Below are 14082 nucleotides of genomic sequence, written 5' to 3' on the forward strand. Positions count from 1 at the left end.
TCGTGCGTTCCCCGCACACGCGGGGATGAACCGCCGCCCTATCTGAAGCCCAAGCACGCCGTCGAGCGTTCCCCGCACACGCGGGGATGAACCGAGATGGCGGCTATGGACGCCGCTGCAAATCTCGCGTTCCCCGCACACGCGGGGATGAACCGCCCAAATTCCGCGTATGGGCTGATCGGAAGCGGCGTTCCCCGCACACGCGGGGATGAACCGAACCGCGCGGCCGAGCCGGAGTCGTTATGACCGCGTTCCCCGCACACGCGGGGATGAACCGAACGCCACGTCGGCGCGCGTCATCGTCACGGTGCGTTCCCCGCACACGTGGGGATGAACCGCGACGGACATGTTGGAGGGCGTCGCCGAAGAAGCGTTCCTCGCACACGCGGGGATGAACCGACGTTTTTCACCTTCGCGGCTTTTCAACGGATGCGTTCCCCACACACGCGGGGATGAACCGAACCTCGGCGCGACGCTTGACCGCGCCGGCGAGCGTTCCCCGCACACGCGGGGATGAACCGATGCTCGTCGACGGTTCCTGGTCCTCCGCGACGTATTCCCGCATGCGCTCCCCTCCCGGTTTGTCCGGAAGACGCTGGGGCCTCAACTAGTCTCAAATAGTCCATTTGCGAAACATGTCTCAATTACTTTACTTTTTGCGGTCCGGGCCTCGCCATGCTAGCGTTTCTCCGCAATGAAGCCGAGCCTGCTGCGCCTTGTCATCTCCGCGATGGTTGTCGTCGCCGCCCTGTCAGGGTCGGCGTCCGGCATTGCTGCGTCCTCGGTCCACGACTGCGCCTCAATTTCTCTCATGAACGATTGCCCCGATCATGCGGACGACAATGCGACTGCGCCTCGGCATTGCGATTCGCTCGTTTGTGGCGCTCTCCAGCTCACGTCTATCGAAGCGCAAACGCCGACGACACTGACTGGGGTCGGTTCCGTCCGCCTTATATTGAGCGACGCGGCGCATCCGGGGCTTTCGGCGCCGCCCCACCTTCGTCCTCCCATTCTGTGACGCTTGGCTGGCGTGCGCTCCATCGTGGCGCGCGCCTTTTGTCGCGACTGACGGACCATGGCGTCCATACGAGACGATTGTGCCCGACGCGTCGCGCGGTCTAGCCGTTCTTACGGTCTCAACGCCCCTTTCGAAAGGAGCCGCGCGCGGTGACGCCTGCGCGTGGCGCGACAGAGAACTCAGATGCAAAGGAATTTCCTGCGGCTTGCCGGCGCGCTGGGCGTGATTGCACTCGGCCTTGATTATGCTCGCGCGGGCATCGACGATTACGCCTTCGAACTGGTCAAAGCTCAGGTCAAGAAGGGACAAGGCGCCGTCGATGTCCGCTTGATCCATAAAACCGACGGCAAGCCGGTAGCTGACGCCGTCATTTTCGCAACGCGGCTCGATATGGCTCCGGATGACATGGAGTCGATGACGGGCGCGATCGAACCCGCGCAAAGTCCCGGGCCAGGGCTCTACCGGTTCAAGGTCGACCTGACCGATGAGGGTCGCTGGCGCATCTCGATCGCGGCGAAGATTCAGGGCGAGACCGGAACGCTCCAAAGCCGGCTGATCTTGAGGGCAACGCCATGAGACGACCCTTTCTTATCCTGTTGTTAGGCGCCGCCGCGAGCCTTTCCGCTGTGACCGCCTCCGGCGCGGAGCGGGGCCAGCCAGGCGCGACACTGGAGAGCGTCGTGGCCTTCGCCAAGCGGCTGAGCCCCGAGCTGCGAGCCTCTATTCTCGAGGCGGACGCCGCGTCCCAGCGAGTTGGCGCCGCCGGGGTGCAGCCGGACCCTACGGTCACGCTGCAAGCCTGGGACGTGAACGGCAAGGGTGTCGGCCAGACCTGGATCGGCGCCGAGCAGACTTTCAAGCTGTGGGGAAAGACCGACCTCGAAAAAGGGATCGCCCATGCCGACGCCGATGCGGCGAGGCGACAGAGCGAGGCGACGGAGGTGGAGGTCGTAGCCCGCGTTAAGTCGGCCTACGCCCAATACAGCGCCGCCCAGCGCGCGCTGGAACTGTCCAAATCTCTCAAGCAGCGGGTCGACCAGCTCCTGGAGTTGCTGCGGCTGCGTTACGGGGCAAGTTCGGTCGATCAGCAGGAGGTGATCAAGGCGGAGCTCGAAGCGGCGAACGCTGCGGCCGATGTCGCCCGCCGGGAGGGCGAAGCGAAATCCGCAGGGGCTCGATTGAACGCGCTCATTGGCAGGGAAGCCCGCGCGCCGCTCGCTCCGGCCAAGGGCTTTCCGGCGCTGAAGACGAAACTCTCGCTCGCGGGCGTGCAGGAACTCGCGCGGTCCTCGAACCCCCAACTTGCCGCGACGCATGCACAGGTGCGCTCGGCGACGGGGGCAAAGGCGCTGACCGATCTCAACTACTATCCCGACATCACCTTCGGCGCGAATCTGGTGGAGCGGCGGAACGGCGAAACCAGCGGCATGTTCCTGCTCGGCTTCAAGGTGCCGTTGCAATATGAAGCCAAGGATGCCGAGCAGCGTGCGGCGAGCGCCAGTCTCGGGGCCGCGCAGGCGCGAAACGATGCGCTTCGCATCCGGCTCGACGGCGAGGTCGCCGAGGCCTGGTATCGGCTGGAGGCCATCCGCAAGGCGATCAAAATTTTCGAGCAAATGCAGCTTCCGCCGGCGAAGCTCTCGGTCGACACCGCGCGCAGCGGCTTCGACGCTGGAACGACCCCGCTCGCGACACTTCTCGAAACCGAGCGGCGCCTGCGCGCCGTCGAATTGGAGCTTCTCGCCCTGAGAGTCGAGGAGCAGAGCAAATACGCTGATCTCGAACGCCTTGCAGGAGGCGCGCTATGAGCCGCGCGAAACCTATCGGCGTCGCCGTCCTCGTCGTGACGGCCCTTGGCGGCGTCCTTCTGCTGTGGCGCGCCATTGCGCCGGAGCCAACGCCCACGACCCACGCGCATGGAACCGGGCCGATCATCTATTACCGCGATCCCGACGGCCCCTTTTATTCGGCGGCGCCCAAGAAGAACGCCGCAGGCAAAGACTACGTCGCAGTCCGCGCCAGCGAGGACGTCTCCTTCGACGACAAGCCGCCGGAAGTCGCTCAGCCCCAACCGTCCGGGCGGCGCATCCGTTATTACCGCAACCCCATGGGCCTTCCCGACACATCGCCCGTGCCGAAAAAAGACCCCATGGGGATGGACTATGCGCCCGTCTATGAGGACGAGCCGCAGGACGCCTCCACCCTCACGATCAGTCCGGGCAAGTTGCAGAAGGCTGGCGTGCGCTCCGAGCCCGTCGGGCTTCGCATCGTGACTTCGCCGGTTCGAGCGGCGGGGCGGGTCGATTTCGATCCGCGTCGCACCTCGGTCGTCGCCCTGCGTTTCGAGGGGTTCATCGAATCCGTCGAGAAGGTCGCGGAGGGTGATTATGTGCGCAAGGGCCAGCCACTCATGCGCGTCTACGGGCCAGACCTCTCGAGTGCGGCCGCTGAATATGTGGCCGTGCTCAACGCGCATTCGACGGCCCGGGTCGAAGGCGCGCGCCGTCGCCTCGTCAATCTCGGCCTCGACGACGCGACGATCGCCGCGATCGCGAAGAGCCGCCGCGTTCCCCGTGTGATTGAATGGCCCGCCCCGCAGGAAGGCCATGTCATCGAGCGCACGGCGCTGAGCGGCATGCGCGCCGCGCCCGGCGAGACGCTGTTTCGTATCGTCGATCACAGCCTCGTCTGGATATTGGCTGACATTCCCGAGCGCGACGTGGAAGCCGTGGAGCCGGGGCAGACAGCGATCATTCGCGCGCGATCCTATCCCGACCATCCGTTCAAGGGTCGCGTCGCGCTCATTTATCCGCATCTGAACATGGAGACGCGCACGGCGCGCGTGCGCATCGAACTGCCGAACCCCGACGGGCGTCTGCTCGGCGACATGTTCGCCGACGTCGAGATCGAAACCGGCGACAGGGAAAAGGTTCTCGCCGCGCCGGAGGGCGCCGTCATCGACGCCGGCAAACGTCAGGTCGTGATCCTCGACAAGGGCGAAGGTCGCTTCGAACCGCGCGAAGTCAAGATCGGCAGGCGCGGCGACGGCTATGCGGAAATCACGAGCGGGCTCACCGAAGGCGACAGGGTCGTGACCTCGGCCAATTTCCTGATCGACGCCGAAAGCAACCTCAAGGCGGCGTTGCAGGCGCTGGATCAGGGAGCCGGCAAATGATCGGGCGCCTCATCGCATGGTCGGCGCGCAATCTCGTGCTGATCTTCTTTGGCATGGCGTTCGCGGTCGCCGCGGGCGTTTATGCGCTGCGGACATTGCCGCTCGACGCCATTCCCGACCTCTCCGACGTGCAGGCGATCGTCTACACAGAATACCCGGGACAGGCCCCGCAGGTCGTCGAGGATCAGGTCACCTATCCGCTGGCGAGCGCCATGCTGACCGTGCCGCGCTCCAAAGTCGTGCGCGGCTTTTCCTTCTTCGGCGTGTCCTTCGTCTACGTGATTTTCGAGGACGGGGTGGACGTCTATTGGGCGCGCTCGCGCGTGCTCGAATATCTGAGCTCGGCGACAAAGCGCCTGCCGGCCGGCGCAACCCCGGTGCTCGGCCCCGACGCGACGGGCGTGGGCTGGGTCTATCAATATGCGCTCGTCGCGAAGGACATGACGCTCGCCGAGTTGCGCTCCCTGCAGGACTGGACCATCCGCTACGGCCTCGCAAAGGCCGAAGGGGTTGCGGAGGTTGCGAGCGTCGGCGGCTTCGTGCGCCAATATAACGTCGTCGTCGATCCCAATCGACTGCGGGCGCTAAACATTCCGCTGTCGCGCATTCGTGAGGTCATCCGCGCCAATAACGCCGATGTGGGCGGCCGCACGGTCGAGCTTTCCGAATTCGAGTTCATCGTGCGCGGACGCGGCTATCTCAAGGGCGTCGCCGACCTTGAAAACATCGTGCTCAAAGCCGGGGGCGGCACGCCGTTGCTCTTGAGGGATGTCGCGCGCGTCGAACTTGGTCCCGACGAACGCCGCGGCATCACCGAGCTCAATGGCGAGGGCGAGGTTGCGAGCGGCATCGCGCTCCAGCGCTACGGCGCCAATGCGCTGACGGTGATCGACAACGTCAAGGCGGCCCTCGCGCAGATCGCGCCGAGCATGCCCAAAGGCGTGGAGATCGTCCCCGTCTATGACCGCTCCGGGTTGATCCACGCAGCCATCGAGACGCTGCGTGGCACGCTAGTGGAAGAAAGCATCATCGTCGCGCTCGTCTGCGTCGTCTTCCTGCTCCATTTCCGCAGCGCGCTGGTCGCGATCCTCATGCTGCCGGTCGGCGTGCTGATGGCCTTCGCGGCCATGAGGGCGCTCGGGCTTGGCTCCAACATCATGAGCCTGGGCGGCATCGCCATCGCGATCGGCGCCATGGTGGACGCCGCAATCGTGATGATCGAGAACGCGCACAAGCGGCTCGAACGCGCGTCGCCCGACCAGTCGCGGGTGGAGATTCTTATCGACGCGGCGACGGAAGTCGGTCCGGCGCTCTTCTTCAGCCTGCTCGTCATCACCGTTTCCTTCCTGCCGATCTTCACGCTGGAGTCGCAGGAGGGCCGTCTTTTCAGCCCTCTCGCCTATACCAAGACCTTCTCCATGGCGGCGGCGGCGCTCCTCTCCGTCACGCTGGTTCCGGCGTTGATGGTGATCTTCGTGCGCGGCAGGATTGTCTCCGAGGCCCGCAACCCGATCAATCGCGCCTTGATCTGGGCCTATCGGCCCGTGATCCGTCTCGTGATGCGCGCCAAGGTTCCGACCATCCTTCTCGCGATCGCGGCGCTCGCCGTCACCATCCTGCCAGCGCACCAGCTCGGTTCGGAATTCATGCCCGCGCTGAACGAGGGCGCGCTGCTCTATATGCCGACCACGTTGCCGGGCCTCTCCGTGACCAAGGCCGCGCAGCTCCTGCAAACGCAGGACCGGATCATCAAATCCTTTCCGGAAGTGAAATCCGCCTATGGCAAGGCGGGCCGCGCCTCGACGGCGACGGACCCGGCGCCGCTTGAAATGTTCGAGACGATCATCGACCTCAAGCCAAAGGAAGAGTGGCGGCCGGGTATGACCGTCGACAGTCTCATCGCCGAGATGGACGCCGCGCTGCAGTTTCCCGGCGTTTCCAACGCCTGGACCATGCCGATCCGCAACCGCATCGACATGCTCGCGACGGGCATCAGGACGCCCGTCGGCGTCAAGATCATGGGGCGCGATCTCGCCCAATTGGAGGGGCTCGCGCGTCAGGTCGAGAAGGTCGTGAAGGGCGTGCGCGGCGCATCCTCCGCTTACGCCGAGCGCGTCATGGGCGGTTATTATCTTGACATTGCTCCGGATCGCGCGGCCCTCGCGCGTTATGGCCTGATGATCGATGACGTTCAGGCGACCATCGCCATGGCGCTCGGCGGCGAGACGGTGACGACGACCGTCGAAGGTCGCGAGCGCTACGGCGTGAACATACGCTATCCGCGCGACTTCCGATCGAGCCCGAGAGCGATTGCGAGCGACGTGCTGATCCCGCTTCCCGGCGGCGGGACGATCCCGCTTGGCGAGGTCGCGAAAGTCGAACTTGTTCGCGGCCCGACGTCGATCCGGACGGAGAACGGGCAACTTGCGGTCTATCTCTTCGTCGATATCAGGGATCGCGACATTGGCGGCTTCGTCACCGAAGCGCAAAAGGCCGTGGCGGAAGCGGTCGAATTCCAGCCGGGCTCCTATGCCGTCTGGAGCGGCCAGTTCGAATATCTCGAACGCGCACAGGCGCGCATGAAGATCGTCGTGCCCGTCACGCTCTTCATCATCTTTCTGCTTCTCTATCTCAACTTCCGCAGAATAACGGAAACGCTCATCGTCATGCTCTCATTGCCATTCGCGCTTGTGGGCGGCGTCTGGCTGATGTGGCTGATGAATTTCAACATGTCGGTGGCCGTGGGCGTGGGTTTCATCGCGCTCGCTGGCGTCGCGGCGGAGACGGGCGTCGTCATGCTTATCTATCTCGACGCCGCGATGCGTGAAGTGGCGGAGAAGCGCGCCGTAGAAGGGCGCGTTTTCACGAAGGCCGATCTGCGAGAAGCCATCATGGTCGGCGCCGTCGAGCGCGTGCGGCCCAAGATGATGACGGTCGTCGCCATCATGGCCGGCCTCGTGCCGATCCTGTGGAGCACGGGCGCAGGCTCCGAGGTGATGCAGCGCATCGCCGTGCCGATGATCGGGGGAATGGTGTCGTCGACGCTGCTGACGCTGGTCGTCATCCCTGCAATCTACGCATTGGTGAAGGGCGTGGGGCTGCCGGCGGCCGACGGCGTCGCGGGCGCAGAACAAAAAGCCGCCTTTGGGCTTGGGAAAAGTTCCGTTGAGATCTAGGGGTTTCTCGCATCCTCATGTGATTCCGGGGAAGGGCGGCATTTCGAGCAGCCTGGCAGGCTCGATTTGCATGTGCCGCAGACGCAGCGAGTTTGCGACGACGCTGACCGACGACAGCGCCATGGCCGCGGCGGCGATGGTGGGCGAGAGCAGCAGGCCGAAAGCAGGATAAAGGGCGCCCGCCGCGAGCGGCACGCCGGCTGCGTTGTAAATGAAGGCGAAGAACAGGTTCTGGCGGATGTTGCGCATGGTGGCGCGCGACAGGCGGCGCCCGCGCACGATGCCGCGAAGATCGCCCTTGAGCAGCGTCACCCCGGCGCTCTCGATCGCCACGTCGGTTCCGGTCCCCATGGCGATGCCGACATCCGCCGCGGCGAGCGCCGGCGCGTCGTTCACCCCGTCGCCCGCCATGGCGACGATGCGCCCGGCTTCGCGCAGACGCGCGACGACCTTGCTCTTGTCCTCGGGAAGGATCTCGGCTTCGACCTCGGTAATGCCTAGCCGCTTCGCGACAGCGCGCGCGGAGGTCCAGTTGTCGCCCGTGAGCATGACGACCGAAACGCCTTCCTCACGCAGCGCTTGCAGCGCCTCCAGCGTCGTCTCCTTGATGGAGTCCGCAATGGCGATGATCCCCGCCGCCTGCCGCTCGATAGCTACGAAGATCGCCGTGGCGCCATCTTCGCGCAGGCGCTCCGCCTCTGTATCGAGCGCGCTCGTCTCAATGCCGCTCTCGGCAAGAAAGCGCCGGTTGCCGATGACAACCGATTGCGCGCCGATGCGGCCGCTCACGCCTTTTCCTATCGGCGAGTCGAACTCCGAGGCTTCGCTCAGCGTGAGGCCGCGCGAAAGGGCGGCCTGGACGATCGCCTGCGCGAGGGGATGTTCGCTCGATCGCTCCAGACTCGCCGCGACCGCCAGCAATTCGTTTTCGCTCACGCCTTGAACAGGGCGAATGACGGTGACGCGTGGTTTGCCCTCCGTCAGCGTGCCGGTCTTGTCGATGACGAGCGTGTCGATTTTCTCGAAGCGCTCCAGAGCCTCGGCGTTTTTGATGAGCACGCCGGATTGCGCGCCGCGCCCGACGCCCACCATGACGGACATGGGCGTGGCGAGGCCGAGCGCACAGGGACAGGCGATGATGAGCACCGAAACGGCGGCGACGAGACCATAGCTCATCCGCGGCTCTGGCCCCCACACAGCCCAACCCGCGAAGGCGAGAATAGCGACGAGAATGACGAGCGGCACAAACCATCCGGAAACCTGATCGGCGAGGCGCTGGATGGGGGCGCGGCTGCGCTGGGCGGAGGCGACCATATCGACGATCCGCGACAGCATGGTGTCGGCGCCAACGTGGTCCGCCCGCATGATGAACCCGCCCGTCTGATTGAGCGTCCCGCCGATGACCTTGTCACCGACGCTTTTCGTCACGGGCATGGACTCGCCGGTGACCATGGATTCGTCGAGCGAGCTGCGGCCTTCGAGAATGACGCCATCGACTGGCGCCTTCTCGCCCGGGCGCACGCGCAGCCGGTCGCCGACATGGACCTGTTCGAGCGCCACCTCTTCGTCCGACCCATCCTCTCTGACACGCTTGGCCGTAACGGGCGCCAGATTGAGGAGCGCGCGGATCGCGCCCCCGGTTTGCTCGCGGGCGCGCAGTTCGAGGACCTGGCCGAGCAGCACCAGCACAGTGATGACCGCCGCCGCCTCGAAATAGATAGGCACGGAGCCATCGACGCTTCGGAATGCGGGCGGAAACAGCGATGGCGCAAAGGTCGCCACGACGCTGTATACCCAGGCGACGCCGGTCCCCATGGCGATCAGCGTAAACATGTTCAGATTGCGGGTGACCAGCGATTGCGCGCCGCGCACGAAGAACGGCCAGCCGGCCCACAGGACGACCGGTGTGGCGAGGAGGAACTGCGCCCAATTCGATAGCTGCGGTGGCATGTAATGATGGAGACCGAGGAAGTGCCCGCCCATTTCCAGGAAGAAAACCGGGACGGCGAGCGATAGACCGATCCAGAAGCGCCGCGTCATGTCGATGAGCTCGGTGCTCGGGGCCTCCGCTGCCGTCGTGACCAGCGGCTCCAGCGTCATGCCGCAGATTGGACAAACGCCGGGGCCTACCTGGCGGACTTGCGGGTGCATGGGGCAGGTGTAGATCACGCCTGGTTCGGGAGGCGTAGGTCCAGCAACGCGCGGTGTAGCGCGAGCATGACCTCTTTGCCCCGAATGATCCAGATGTCTGTGGCTTATGGTCTATCCTTCGGAGTCGATGAAACGTGGCGCTTTGCGTCGAAGTGCCGGCAACCCAGCCGCGATAATCGGGAAGCCTCCTCTGATCATGCAGAACTGCGTTCCCCGCACACGCTCCGTTGAGCCGTCCTCGGTTCGCTGGTGCGGCTTCCCGGACCGGTCTTCCCCTTACGGTGAGCTGTGAACGTGAGACGCAGTTCGAGAGGATTGTGTGGGATCGCCCAGCGGTTCCGGATTACCCAAGAATGTCGGAAATTCTAGCGACCGCAATTACTTGCATGCTGATCAGCCTACATGTGACATTCTGTCGCGGGGGGTGCCAACGCAAAATCGCTATAGGCATAGAGCTACGGCCTCCCGTCGTAGTCCAAGCTATGGAGGTCCCCCATCATGAAAATTGTAGACGCGCCGTCCGCGGTGTCGACGCCTCAACCGCGCTGTCTCGGCGTGCGCTGTCGCCTTCATATTTTTCGCTCTCATGCGTCATTAAACTGGTCCACCGAATTGAGGCGCGGAGCATGGCGGTGACTTCGCCAGAACTCGAGACCGCCCCGCGCACTCCTCGACAAGCTGACATTACGAGAGCTGTAAAAGCCGTTCAGCGGGCAGGCCTTCCTGTCGTGCGCGTCGAAATCTGTGGGGCGAAAATTGTGGTGTTGACCTCTCCCGATGTGGTGATGACGCCAAAATCCGCTGTTCAAGAATGGCTCGACAAAAAAAATGCGCGTGCGACTAAAGGGCATTAACAAAATCACGAAGCGCCTCGCTGACGGCTCATCGAGGACCTATTTTTATGCGTGGAAAGGCGGGCCTGCGCTGATTGGCGAGCCGGGCTCGCCAGAGTTCATCGAATCTTACCGGGCGGCGCATGCCGCCCGGAGTCGCGCCAATACAGGTCATCTCTCGTCTGTGCTCGACGCCTATCAGGACAGCGAGGCGTTCCGTTCGCTGGCGCCGCGAACGGCTTTGGATTATCGGCGATACATCGAAGCGATCGAACGTGAGTTTGGCGATTTTCCTCTGGCTGGATTGTCGGAGCGAGATGCACGTCGCGAATTTCTGCGCTGGCGCGACAATGTCGCCAAGCGTTCAAAGCGCGCGGCCGATTACGGCTGGTCTGTGCTCGCGCGGGTTCTGTCGTGGGCCTTGGATCGCGGACTTGTGGACGCCAATCCCTGCGAAAGGGGTGGTCGCGTCTATAAGGCGTCTCGTGCGGACAACATCTGGTCCGACGCCGATGAGGCGGCGTTCATGGCCGTGGCGAGCTCACAGATGCGACTCGCCTATATGCTCGCGCTCTGGACTGGCCAGCGTCAGGCTGACGTGCTGAACGTCACATGGTCCGCCTATGACGGCGCATCGATCCGATTCAGACAGGGTAAGACCGGCGTCCGACTGGTCATTCCCGTCGGCGGTCCCTTGAAGGAAATTCTGGACGCCACGCCGCGCCGTGCGCCGCAGATCGTCACGAACGACGAGGGGCGGCCATTCACGTCTTCCGGCTTCCGCGCCAGCTTCAGGACGGCGCAAGCGCGGGCGGGGGTGAAGGGGCTAACCTTTCATGACCTGCGGGGAACGGCGGTCACGCGCCTGGCTGTCGCCGGCGCGACCGAGATGGAAATCGCTGCGATCACCGGCCACGCTGTCTCCGATGTCCGATCGATCCTCGAGAAGCATTATTTCAGCCGGGTCGCAGAGCTGGGCAAGAGCGCCATCCGCAAGCTCGAAACAAGAACAAAAATTCCCAACTGAACGCCCAACCGTGCGGGGAAGGTCAAGGGCGCATCTATGAAACATATTGATTTTATTGGTGAGCGCGCTGGGGCTCGAACCCAGGACCCCCTGATTAAAAGTCAGGTGCTCTACCGACTGAGCTACGCGCTCCAACCGGTCGCAAGCGCGACCGGATCTGCGTCCCGGTGACGAAAGCGAAGCGGGTCGGTCCGCTCGCCTGCCGCGTGAAACGGCCGTGATCAACTACCGGCCGGCGCCCTACCGGTCAACCCCGGCGAATTCCAATTGGGCCCCTTTTCCTGCGTCGACCGCGCGAGCCCGTCAAATCATGTATTTTGCAACCAGCACGACCGCTCCGAAAATCACCGCCGAGACCACGGTCGTAATCGCCGCCTTCTTCGCCAGTTGGGGCGCGACCGGTGCGCCGGGGTCGGCGCCCTCCGGGCGTTCCTCGCCCGCCTCTTCCGACGAGCGCACGCCCAGCGGAAGAACGGCGAACAGCACGATCCACCAGATGGTGGCGTAGATCGCCAGAGCGAGCGGGATGGGGAAGGGCATGGCTTACGCCTGCTCCAGCTCGACCAGCGTGCCGCAGAAGTCCTTCGGATGCAGGAACAGCACCGGCTTGCCATGCGCGCCGATCTTCGGCTCGCCGTCGCCGAGCACACGCGCGCCGGAGGCCTTCAGCTGGTCGCGGGCGGCGATGATGTCGTCGACCTCGTAGCAGACGTGATGAATGCCGCCCGACGGATTCTTGGCGACGAAGCCGGCGATCGGCGAATTCTCGCCATAGGGCTCGAGCAGCTCGATCTTGGTGTTCGGCAGCTCGACGAAGACCACGGTGACGCCGTGCTCGGCCACGGTCTCGGGCGTCGAGACCTTTGCGCCGAGCGCGTTGCGATAGACGGCGGAGGCCTTTTCGACGCTGTCGACGGCGATGGCGACGTGATTCAGACGACCGATCATTTCTTCCTTCCAGAATTTGCGGGCGTTCGCGCGCGGCTATGTTTCCATGCGGCAATAAGGCCACGGCGGGACAATTTCAACCGCGCGCCCCGATTCGCCGTCGGAGCGCATTCAGCAAAAGCTGACGGACCCTTGCGGCCGGAATGCGCTCCAAATTTATGTTTTTGCGTGATTTCTTGTTGCTCGCAGGATTCCACGCGAGCGGAAGCCCCGCTACGCGGCGCGGATGCAGGCGATCTGGTCCCGGAGCGGGGCCAGGCGCGGATCATGGGCGACGAAGGCGAACCACGGGCAGCCTTCCGCCTTGCCGCGTTCGAGGAGGCTCACCGCTTCGGCCTCGCGGCCGAGCGCCAGCGCGACGGAGGCCGCGAAGGACCGCGGCGCGCGGGCGTCCGCTCCGGTAGTTGCGGCGGCGAATGTCGCTTCGGCTTCGGCGGTCTCGCCCGCGCGCGCCTGCGCATAGGCGAGAACGCTCAGCACGAAGGGATCGCCGGGACTGGCCAGCACGCCGCGGCGGGCGGCGGCGATCGCCTCCTCGTGCCGTCCGTCGAGGCTTGCGACAATCGAGACGACGAGGTGAAGCGTGGCGGCGTCCGGGCGAAGCTCCAGGCCCCGGCCCGCGCGGGCGACGCTTCCCTCGCGGTCGCCGGCGCAGAGCGTGAGCCATGCCTGAAGCGAGAGCAGCACCTGATCGAGGGGGGAGGCGCGCAGGCCCTCCTCCGTGTCGGCGATGGCGTCGGCGAGGCGGTCCAGTGCGGCCAGAACCCAGCAGCGATACCACCGCGCCTTGCCGTAGCGCGGATCGTCGGCGACGGCGCGATCGAGGAGCGTCAGCCCCTCCTGCGGTCTGCCCAACAGCGTTCCGCGCGCCCAGCCGAGAACCGCCAGCGCCGGGGCGAAATCGGGCGCGATGGCGAGCGCCCGGCCGGCCGCGTCCTCGATAATCGCGGCGGCCTGCGGCGGCCGGAGGTAGCCGCGGGCGACGCGGCCGGCGGCGATGTCGGCGGCGAGAGACCAGACGGGGGCGGAGCCGGGATCGAGCTCGGCCGCGGCGGCGATCGCCGCCTGCGCGCGCTCGAAACCGTCCCGGGTCCGGTTTCCGGCGAGTTCGTAGGCCGTCTGCCACAGGTCGAGGATGCGGGCGCTGGGAGAGGTTTCCGCGCGACGCCATGGCTCGGCGTCGATGTCGACCTCCTCGATCTCGGCCCTCAGCGAGAGCCCGCGGCCGTAGGACGTGGCGATCAGATCCCTCCCGCCGGCCTCGCGCAGCGGCTTGCGCAGAAGATAGGCGCAGCGGTCGATCGATTCGTCGGAAGCCGGCCGGTCCGGCCAGAGGCGCGAGGCGATGAGGTCTCTGGAGACGACAGCGCCGTTCGAGTCGAGCAGAAGCTCCAGGAGCTGGCGCGCCTGCGGGCCTAGGTGGATGTGTTTCCCATCCCGCTGAAGGCCGCCTCGGGCGCTGTAGCTGAAACCCGCAAACCGCCGGACCGATTCACCCATGGCGACTCCCCGCGGTAGAATGATCGCATTCGCGCGGTCCGCGCAAGAGCCTGTAGCTAAGCGTATTTTTGGCTGCGGGAGCGTATAATTTCGCTGAACCATCGCAGCCACGGTCGCCCGTGCGGCCGACAAAAAAAACGCCGGACGTACCTCCGGCCCGGCGTTTTTGAGCTCCTCCTTGCGCCTGGGCGCCGGAAAACTCCCTCAGGCGTATAAAGAGTGAAATTGACGGCTGCATGACAAAAGCGCGCAGC

Annotated in this window: 11 protein-coding genes, 1 tRNA gene and 1 CRISPR repeat array (1 of these 13 running past the window's edge); of the genes, 6 read left to right on the forward strand and 6 right to left on the reverse strand. The window is 64.9% G+C overall.

The window, feature by feature from the left end; genetic code table 11:
- Positions 1–521: a CRISPR direct-repeat array (repeat unit 29 nt; unit sequence GCGTTCCCCGCACACGCGGGGATGAACCG); it begins 1826 nt to the left of the window's first position.
- A 157-nt stretch (positions 522–678) separates the two neighbouring features.
- A complete protein-coding gene (locus LG047_RS19605) occupies positions 679–813 on the reverse strand; it encodes a hypothetical protein (protein ID WP_255679575.1) in 135 nt (44 codons plus the stop codon).
- 388 nt (positions 814–1201) lie between these two features.
- On the opposite strand from LG047_RS19605, the gene LG047_RS13430 reads away from it, so the two are divergent.
- Genes LG047_RS13430 through LG047_RS13445 form a run of 4 tightly spaced genes read left to right on the forward strand, consistent with a single transcriptional unit; the run spans position 1202 to position 7369 of the window.
- A complete protein-coding gene (locus tag LG047_RS13430) occupies positions 1202–1594 on the forward strand; it encodes a FixH family protein (RefSeq protein ID WP_227967295.1) in 393 nt (130 codons plus the stop codon).
- Complete coding sequence (locus LG047_RS13435; RefSeq protein ID WP_227967297.1) at positions 1591–2826, forward strand: TolC family protein; 1236 nt, start codon at positions 1591–1593, stop codon at positions 2824–2826. The genes LG047_RS13430 and LG047_RS13435 overlap by 4 nt, the downstream gene beginning before the upstream one ends.
- A complete protein-coding gene (locus tag LG047_RS13440; protein WP_227967303.1) occupies positions 2823–4193 on the forward strand; it encodes an efflux RND transporter periplasmic adaptor subunit in 1371 nt (456 codons plus the stop codon). Before LG047_RS13435 ends, LG047_RS13440 begins: the two co-directional genes overlap by 4 nt.
- Positions 4190–7369, forward strand: a complete 3180-nt coding sequence (locus LG047_RS13445; RefSeq protein ID WP_227967305.1) for an efflux RND transporter permease subunit — start codon at positions 4190–4192, stop codon at positions 7367–7369. Before LG047_RS13440 ends, LG047_RS13445 begins: the two co-directional genes overlap by 4 nt.
- Positions 7370–7384: 15 nt before the next feature.
- Here LG047_RS13445 and LG047_RS13450 read toward each other — a convergent pair whose 3' ends face one another.
- Positions 7385–9628, reverse strand: a complete 2244-nt coding sequence (locus LG047_RS13450; protein ID WP_370635071.1) for a copper-translocating P-type ATPase — start codon at positions 9626–9628, stop codon at positions 7385–7387.
- A 518-nt stretch (positions 9629–10146) separates the two neighbouring features.
- On the opposite strand from LG047_RS13450, the gene LG047_RS13455 reads away from it, so the two are divergent.
- Entirely contained in the window at positions 10147–10374 is a 228-nt protein-coding gene (locus LG047_RS13455) for a hypothetical protein (RefSeq protein WP_227967307.1), read from the forward strand.
- Positions 10349–11380 carry a tyrosine-type recombinase/integrase gene (locus LG047_RS13460; protein ID WP_227967309.1) on the forward strand — a complete coding sequence of 344 codons (1032 nt, stop codon included), beginning with the start codon at positions 10349–10351 and terminating at the stop codon, positions 11378–11380. Before LG047_RS13455 ends, LG047_RS13460 begins: the two co-directional genes overlap by 26 nt.
- Positions 11381–11436: 56 nt before the next feature.
- Here LG047_RS13460 and LG047_RS13465 read toward each other — a convergent pair.
- From LG047_RS13465 to LG047_RS13480, 4 genes are all read right to left on the reverse strand, one after another.
- Positions 11437–11512: transfer RNA gene (locus LG047_RS13465), tRNA-Lys, on the reverse strand.
- 171 nt (positions 11513–11683) lie between these two features.
- On the reverse strand, positions 11684–11920 hold the full coding sequence (locus LG047_RS13470) for a DUF1467 family protein (protein WP_036285582.1): 237 nt from the start codon (positions 11918–11920) through the stop codon (positions 11684–11686).
- 3 nt (positions 11921–11923) lie between these two features.
- A complete protein-coding gene (mce, locus tag LG047_RS13475; protein WP_036285583.1) occupies positions 11924–12328 on the reverse strand; it encodes a methylmalonyl-CoA epimerase in 405 nt (134 codons plus the stop codon).
- A 213-nt stretch (positions 12329–12541) separates the two neighbouring features.
- Complete coding sequence (locus LG047_RS13480) at positions 12542–13828, reverse strand: winged helix-turn-helix domain-containing protein (RefSeq protein WP_227967311.1); 1287 nt, start codon at positions 13826–13828, stop codon at positions 12542–12544.
- Positions 13829–14082 lie beyond the last annotated feature (254 nt).

The organism is Methylocystis sp. WRRC1, assembly GCF_020733155.1.
GTDB lineage: Bacteria > Pseudomonadota > Alphaproteobacteria > Rhizobiales > Beijerinckiaceae > Methylocystis.